Here is an 8,946-nt window from a genome sequence, read left to right as displayed (position 1 = left end):
TTCCACTTATCCCCCTGTTCAAATTTCCCGAGCCAGCTCTATCAATCGGCAGCAACCGGTCAGGTAAGCGTAGCAGCAGGCGCCACTTTTGGCGGTAGCGGCACTGTCGGCGGCAATGTTGTAATTGCATCGAACGGTATTTTGCGCAGCTATATGCAAAATGGAACCGGGCATGCGCTGACCGTCGGCGGCAATCTGACGGGGCAGCAAGCCAGCCTGAACTACGATTTTGGCGGTTCCGGAGGCAGCAGGGTAGAGAATGCGCTGCTTGTGACGGTTCATGGCGATGTTGATGTTACCGGAGCGACGATCAACATCAATTCCGATGCGCCTTTAGCCGCAGGCAAATACCACCTGGTCAAATATGATGGGACTGTCGCTGCAACGGGCCTGGTTCTTGGCGATGATAATGGGGGAAAGTTAAAGCTCAAGGTGACGGATGGCACCGATCCGAATGACCCAGACCTAATCGAATTGATAAGTACCGCCGGACTTGAACTGCGCTTCTGGGATGCCACTGATCACGATGACGGACACATCAGTGGCGGAACCGGTGTCTGGCAGGCGGGCGGCACCCTCAACAACTGGACTTCCGATGACGGAGCATCGAATGGCGCATTCAGCGACAACAGCTTCGCTGTTTTTGAAGGAACCGCAGGGACGGTTTCCGTCGATAATACGAATGGGGCCATAGATGTAACAGGCATGCAGTTCGCGACGAATGGCTACATTATCCAGAATGGGACCATTACGCTCGCTGCGGGTACCAACCATTTCCGGGTAGGCGATGGAACGCCAGATTCCAGTATAACGGCTACAATCGCTTCGAATCTTGCCGGTGACGGCCAATTGGAGAAGACCGATCCGGGTACACTGAAACTGGCGGGGAACAATAGCTATACCGGCGGAACAGTCATCGGTTCTGGCGTGCTGAACATCGTTACCGACAGCAATCTTGGCGCGCCGACAGGCGCAATCAAAATTGATGAAGGCACCTTGCAGTTTGGCGCCAGCGTGACATCTGCGCGCGCCATCAGCCTTACAACATCAAAAAGCGCAATTGATACCGAAGTAAACGGGATCAGTTTAAGCGGCGTAATATCCGGAGCGGGCCTTCTTAATAAATACGGAACCGGCATACTCACACTTACCGGAACCAATACCTACACCGGCGGCACGTCGATTGAAACTGGCACCCTGTCTATAGCCTCGGATGCAAATCTTGGCGGTGTTGCCGGTATGCTGGCTATCGGCAATGCCAATCTGGCCGTTTCGTCAGACACCACACTGGCACGCCCGATCTCTCTCCATTCGGCAAATAGTGTGATCGATACCCAAGCCCATCAGGTCATCCTGTCTGGAGTTGTTTCTCATAATGGAACGCTTAACAAACATGGCAGCGGAACGCTGACCCTGACTGGCCAGAATGTCTATTCTGGCGGGACCCACATAGCCGCAGGAACCCTCATTGCTGCAAGCGATGAGAATCTCGGAAATACGAATGGGCAGCTCACCATCGATAACGCCACTTTCAAGGCTGCTGGAAATTTCACCACAAGCCGGTCGGTAACGCTTACCTCCGCAAGCAGCAATATCGATACCGATGTACATAATGTCGGGCTTGACGGAACAATATCCGGCAACGGTGCGCTCAATAAAAAAGGGACCGGCAAACTATCTTTGAGAGGGACCAACACCTTTACCGGCGGGGTATTTGTAACGGGCGGCATTCTCGATGTATCCAGCGATGCTAATCTGGGAGATGCAGCCGGAAAACTGACGCTCGACGGAGGAACACTGGAGACGAGTGCTGATTTTTCGAGTTCCCGACAGATGGAACTTGGTGCCGGAAATGGCGTGATAGACGTGGGCGCTCATACCGGCCAGTTTGGTGGCGTCATCAGCGGCGCAGGCAATCTGACGATACAGGGTGGAGGAACTGCCATCCTGGCTGGGGCGAACACCTATACAGGCACCACCACGGTGCAGGCCGGGGAGTTGCAAATCGACGGCGACCAGACCGCCGCTACTGGTCTGGTGAATGTTGCCGGCGGCGCATCTCTTGCCGGCAAAGGAACGATCGGCGGATCGGTCAATATTGCGGCAACCGGTAAACTGCGCAGTTTCGTCGATGAAAGCCTGAACAGCCATGCACTCAACATCATCGGAAATTTAACCGCAAACAATTCCCATCTCGAATATGATTACGGGTCCGACGCTCTACACAATACGATAACCGTCAATGTCGGTGGGAATATTGATCTTTCCGGGGCGCAAATCGACGTGGCCGCGGCAGCGCCAATGGCAGCGGGTGTTTATCATCTCGTGGATTATGCCGGCAGCAAGCTAGGAACCGATCCCACTTTGGGAACCACCCCCGGAGCCGGTTTCTCGCTGCGCCTATCGGATCCCAATTCAATTGATCTTATCTATGTCGCCGACAAGATTCTGCACTTTTGGAATCCGGGCGGCACTGGAGGCGGGACTATCGATGGAGGCGCCGGCGTCTGGGAGACAGGGGGGACGCTGAATAACTGGACAGATTCCGAAGCCTCGCTGAATGGCAATTACAGCAATGGGGCATTCGCAGTATTCGAAGGACAGTCTGGAACAGTTACCGTCGACGATACGAATGGTGCGGTAAATGTGTCGGGCATGCAGTTCATCACTGACGGCTATATCGTAGAAGGAGGCGCTATCACGCTTCTCGCAGACGATAATGACATCCGCGTGGGCGATGGCTCGGGCAATGCAACTCAAACACTCGCAACTATCAATTCCGAGCTAACCGGTGCCGGACGCCTGCAAAAAGCCGACGCTGGTATTCTGGTCCTGAAAGGCACCAACACCTATACGGGCGGAACATCCATAAAGGCCGGTACGCTCAGAGTGTCATCCGATGTGAACCTGGGTGACGCTGCTGGCGATATTTCTATCGGGAATGGTACGCTGCAATATGATAGCAGTTTCGATACGGCACGCGCTGTATCGGTGCTTTCTCCTCGCAGCACAATCGATACGCAAGGTTACGATTCTCAACTGAGCGGAGTTATCAGCGGCGCTGGCGGCCTCATCAAAACCGGGACCGGTTCTCTTACCCTCTCGGGCCAGAATAGTTTCACCGACCGCACAATCATTCAGGAAGGCACGCTGGCACTCGCTGGGCAAGGCACATTGGCTTCTTCGGATGGGATTACGGTTAACGCCAAGCTGTCGATTGAAAATATCGACGGTGACGAAGCAAGCATCAAGGACCTCGCTGGAGCAGGAACCGGAAAGGTTTTGCTCGGCTCGAAAAACCTGACGATTTCTGATGGCCAAAACACAGAGTTTGCCGGTGAAATTTCCGGTGCAGGCAAGCTGCACATAGCTGGAGGTTCAGTAATCCTATCTGGTGCAAACACCTATGAAGGCGGAACGGCCATAGACGCTGGCGCGCATCTTCAGGTCGGCACCGGGGGAACAACCGGCAATATTGCAGGGCCAGTCGATCTGGAAGGCATTCTTGATTTTAACAAGGCTGGCGACATCGCTCTGGAAAACCAGTTTAACGGCACGGGCACTTTGAATTTGACCAGTGGTGGAACCACTACATTCCTCACTGCATCACCCGACTTTCACGGCACCACAAACCTTCTTGCAGGTGAACTGGTCGTCAATCTAGTGCATGGCGGGCAACTTAATATCAATGAGAATACCGTCCTTTCGGGCACGGGTACGGTCGGCGCGGTCCAGAATATGGGAACGATCATGCCGGGTGGCTCCAATACCACAGGAACCCTTACGGTTACAGGAGACTATGAAGGGGATAACGGTACGCTCATTATCGAAACCACATTGGGAGACGACACCTCTGCCACCGATCACCTGAAAATTGCCGGAGACACTTCTGGCAATACCACAGTGGTCGTGCACAATATGGGAGGAGCCGGTGCCCAAACCAAGGATGGCATACGCGTCATCAGCATTGGCGGCCAAGCAGGCGGCGTATTCCATCTGGACGGTGATTATGTAACGCGCCAGGGCGAACACGCTGTGATTGCCGGTGCCTATGCTTATACCTTGAATGAAGGCATGAGTGGCGGGTCGGATAATGATTGGTATTTGCGTAGCCAATACACCGGGGACACCCCTGGTCCAACGCCTCCCCCCAATCGTTACAACCCGGCTATACCGCTTTATACGGCTTATGGTCAGATTCTGAACAACCTGAATCAGAACATGACGACCTCGCTACGCGAACGCGTCGGACAGCGACTGGGTGCTGACACAACACAATCGGGGAAAATAGAGGCGTCCGGTTCCGGCAGCCCGGATAATGCAGGTATTATCTGGGGACGGATCGATATGGCGCATAGCCAGTTCAAACCATCGGGCTCCACAACTGCAAACAAGTTCAGCCAGGACATCTGGAAGGTTTCCGCTGGCATCGATGGTCAATTCGTTGCCAATGAAGCGGGTGAACTGTTCGGCAGTCTCTGGCTGAATTATGCAGCGGACAATGCCCGTATCAGTTCCCCGCATGGAGCAGGTAAGGTCGTTACGGACGGTTACGGTGTGGGCGGCGCACTCACCTGGTATGGCAATGCCGGATGGTATGTCGATACGCAGGCGCACCTGACCTGGTATGATACCGATTTCGAGTCGCACGATACCCGCACCGCACCTGTAACCGGGCAAAAAGCCTTCGGTTATGGTGTTAGCATCGAAGCTGGCCAGGACGTGAAGATCGATGAAAACTGGTCTCTCACACCGCAAATGCAGCTTATCTATTCATCCGTCCAGCTTGATTCTTTCACAGATTCTTATCAAGCGGCTGTTCGGTTGAATGACATGGATAGCCTAGTGCTGCGCGCGGGACTATCGGCAAACTATCGAAACGAATGGAAGGACGATGCCGGTGGAACAGAAAGCCTAGACCTGTATGGGATCACCAATATCTATCGCGAGCTACTGCCGCAGTCCCATGGGGTCGAGGTCAGTTCCGTCCGGTTCCAAGCTGGCGAAACCGACCGCACCTGGCTTGAAATCGGAGCTGGAGGAACCCACCAATGGGCTAACTCCAGATTTGCCCTCTATGGCAATGCAACTTTAGCCAGCGGACTGGATAGTTTTGGTGACAATTACCGGCTGAGCGGGAAGATTGGATTGAAAACCAGTTGGTAATATCAAAGCACGAGGCATTAGCGCCTTGGCATAAGCCAGATATGTTGACTGAAATATTTAAACCCGCCGTCCGGCGGGTTTAAAATTCTCTGATTATACTGGAGTCGTTGTTTCCGGTTGGAGAAAATGCCTACCAACCCGCTCTAATCGCGGTCGATATCACGGCGCAACACGATGGCGGTCGTAAGGTCCTCCACGCTCTCATGCGTCGCCAGCAAATCCCGCACGCGGTTCAGATTATCGATTGTTGACGTTTCCAGTTCGACAATCAGATCAAGCTGGCCGCTTACCGAAGACACGCGCCGCACTTCGGTGTGCCGGGCAAGTACATCGAGAAGCTCCATAGCAGGCGTCCGCTTGAGATTTATCAGAATTACGGCGCGAATGATGTTGGTATCGATTTCACCAATATCGGCGCGATAGCCCCTGATAATTCCGCTTTTCTCAAGATTGGCGACGCGCTGGCTGGTGGCGCTGCGCGAAAGCCCGATACGCCCCGCCAGAGTTTTGTGCGCTATGCGTCCGTCTCTGGAAACTATGGCCAGGATTTCGCGATCTTTGGCATCGAGCTTCTGCATAATGTTCCTGTTCGCATGACCGTCCATATGCCGGTTCATTCCGGCATTTTGCCGGTCTTGCCGACATCTTGCTTGATGCCCCAAAACCAGAACCATGCCAAGTTCCCATCATGAAATGCAATGCGGAAAATATGGTCATGACCGATCTGTCCCATCCTTCACCAAACCTCTCGACTACGGAAGCTGAAAAGCTGGCACAGGAAATTTTCGGCGTGACAGCGAAAGCCGCGCTGCTGGACAGCGAGCGCGACCGCAATTTCCGGCTCGATGTGAACGGTCAGCCCAAATGGGTGCTGAAGATCATCAATTCCAGCGAGCCGCGTATCGAAAGCGAATTTCAGACCGCTTTGTTACGGCATCTTTCGCATGCGAGCGATTTGCCCGTCCCCCAGCTCAAAGCAGGTGTTTCAGGGAATTTTCTTGCTTCCACCATTACGACCGATGGCGACAAACACGCCATACGCATGGTTGAGTGGCTGCCGGGAACGCCGCTTGCCAATGTCGAGCGCACGCTCGGATTGATGCAAAATCTTGGCCGCTCGCTCGGCAGGCTCGATCAGGCATTGAAAGGCTTCATTCATCCGGGCGCGCTTCGCGATATCGACTGGGATATTCGCCATGCGAGCCGGGCGCGCTCGCGGCTCCATTTTATTCGCGACAGCGCCAAAAGGGCGCTGGTCGAACGGTTTCTCGACCGTTTTGATGCCCATGTCGCTCCAAAACTGCCATTTCTACGCGCGCAGGTCATTCATAATGATGCCAATGACTGGAATGTGCTGGTCAGCGCCGCAGAGCCTGCCCGCATTGCCGGGCTGATCGATTTCGGCGATGCGGTTCATACGGTTCTGATTGCCGAAGTGGCGATTGCCTGCGCCTATTCCATATTGGATATGCAGGACCCAATTGGCGCTGCGGCATCACTTGCATCGGGCTTTCATGAAACCTGCCCGTTGCAGCCGGAAGAGATCGACATTCTGTTCGATCTTATCGCCATGCGCCTCGTGACCAGCGTTACGATTTCCGCGTCACGGCATGACCAGACCGACGACAACCCCTATCTCGCCATCAGCGAGGCTCCGGCGTGGCGTCTGCTGGAAAAAATGGACGCAATGAATGCGCGCTTTGCCACCGCTATCCTTCGCAAGGCCTGCGGATTCGATGCGGTCGACGGCGCGTCGGCCATTCGCGCCTGGCTCGCCGATAACCGCAAGACTTTCGCGCCTATCCTACATCCAGACGCCGCGACCCTGACCAAGGCCATCGTGCCCTATGGGGACGAAACGCATGAAATGACCATCGCCTCCGCCCAGCAGCGGGCAAAGGAGGCAACCAATTGGTGGGATGGTTTCTGCGAAGCCAATAATATCCAGCTTGGCATCGGTCCCTGGGGCGAAAAACGCACTGTCTATACCGATAAGGCTTTTGAATCGCGCTTCATTGAGGGTGTGCGGCGCGTGCATCATCTTGGCGTCGATCTTTTCATGCCAGCGGGAACACCGCTTTATACGCCGCTCGACGCAACGGTGAAAAGCGTTGAAATAGAGAAGGAGCCGCTTGGCTATGGCGGCCTGATCACGCTCGAACACAGGCCCGAAGGTTGTCCGCCTTTCGTCACCCTTTGGGGCCATATGGCCCATGAAGCGCTGTCGCGCCTTGCACCGGGGCAGAAACTTGCCGCAGGCGATCTGGTTGGGCACATGGGCGGCATCCATGAAAATGGCGGCTGGACTCCGCATCTTCACTTGCAAATTTCAACGGACACAGAACTTACAGCAACCCAGGTTTTTGGTGTTGGCGAAGCGGAATATCTGGATGTCTGGGCAGATATTTTCCCCGACGTATCGGATCTGGCCGGGATTCCGCCCGAGACTTATCGCCAGACGGGCCATACGCGCGCCGAAATCATCAGCAAGCGCAAGGAAATATTGCTGCCCAACCTGTCAATTTCCTATTCCGAGCCGATCAAATTCGTGCGCGGCGACGGCGTATGGCTGATTGACAATTACGGGCGGGCCTATCTCGACTGTTTCAACAATGTCTGCCATCTGGGCCACGCCCATCCGCAAGTCGTTGAAGCAATTACGCGCCAGTCGGCCCTGCTCAACACCAATACGCGCTATCTGCACGACAATATCATCGATTATGCGCAGCGCCTGACCGCAACCCTGCCCGATGGCCTTTGTGTGGCTTCTTTTGCCTGTTCAGGCAGTGAGGCAAACAGCCTCATGCTGCGCATGGCGCGCAATCATACCGGGCGCAGCGAGGCGCTCGTTCTGGACTGGGCCTATCACGGCACGACGCAGGAACTGATCGATCTGAGCCCCTATAAATACAAGCGCAAGGGCGGCAAGGGACGGCCCGATCATGTCTATGAAGCCATCATCCCCGACAGCTATCGCGCGCCTGAGGACTGGCCGATACACGAATATGGAAAGCGCTTTGCGCAAAGCATCGCCGAACAGATCGAAACCATGCGCAAGCAGGGCCGCTCCCCTGCTCTGTTCCTAGCCGAATCCATACCCAGCGTCGCGGGGCAGGTATTTCTGCCCGACGGCTATCTTGAAGAAGTCTATGCCATGGTGCGCGCCGAAGGCGGCCTGTGCGTTGCGGATGAAGTGCAGGTGGGCTTCGGACGGGTCGGCAGCCATTGGTGGGCATTTGAAATGCAGGATGTGGTTCCCGACATCGTGACCATGGGCAAGCCCATCGGCAATGGCCATCCCATGTCGGCGGTGGTTACGACGCACGAAGTAGCCGAAAGCTTCAACAATGGCATGGAATATTTCAATACATTCGGCGGCAACCCGGTTTCATGTGCTGCCGGTCTGGCGGTCCTCGATGCCATCGAGCGCGACAAGCTGCGCGAGAACGCGCTTGATGTGGGCAATTATCTCATTGACGGCTTCAGGAAAATGCAGGACCGTTACGACATTATCGGTGATGTGCGCGGACAGGGGCTGTTTCTGGGCATCGAACTGGTGACCGACCGCAAGACAAAAACACCTGCAACTGATCTTGCGAAAGCGATTAACGATGGCGCACGCCAGCGCGGCATCTTGATGGGAACCGAAGGGCCTTTTGATAGCGTCCTGAAAATGCGCCCTTCGATGATCTTCAGCAAGGCCAATGCGGACCACCTGCTCGACGTTCTCAACGACAGTTTTCAAGCCGCATTGAAATAGTCACCGATCAGGGCATGGCC

General features: G+C 54.9%; 3 protein-coding genes. 2 read left to right on the top strand and 1 reads right to left on the bottom strand.

Features of this window, described 5'->3' with window-relative positions; genetic code table 11:
• Positions 1 to 5,166, top strand: a 5,166-nt coding sequence (locus tag KUG47_RS16175; protein ID WP_217679004.1) for an autotransporter outer membrane beta-barrel domain-containing protein, incomplete at its 5' end; no start/stop codon positions are given.
• Between the two features lie 143 nt (positions 5,167 to 5,309).
• Here KUG47_RS16175 and KUG47_RS16170 read toward each other — a convergent pair.
• A complete protein-coding gene (locus KUG47_RS16170; RefSeq protein ID WP_217679003.1) occupies positions 5,310 to 5,744 on the bottom strand; it encodes an Lrp/AsnC family transcriptional regulator in 435 nt (144 codons plus the stop codon).
• A gap of 137 nt (positions 5,745 to 5,881) precedes the next feature.
• Here KUG47_RS16170 and KUG47_RS16165 point away from each other — a divergent pair, with 137 nt between their 5' ends.
• Positions 5,882 to 8,926, top strand: a complete 3,045-nt coding sequence (locus tag KUG47_RS16165) for an aminotransferase class III-fold pyridoxal phosphate-dependent enzyme (protein ID WP_217679002.1) — start codon at positions 5,882 to 5,884, stop codon at positions 8,924 to 8,926.
• Positions 8,927 to 8,946: the final 20 nt, after the last annotated feature.

This window comes from Falsochrobactrum tianjinense, assembly GCF_019100495.1.
Taxonomy (GTDB): Bacteria; Pseudomonadota; Alphaproteobacteria; order Rhizobiales; family Rhizobiaceae; genus Brucella; species Brucella tianjinense.
The sequence above is the reverse complement of the archived record's forward strand: the minus strand, read 5'-3'. Positions and strand labels throughout refer to the sequence as shown.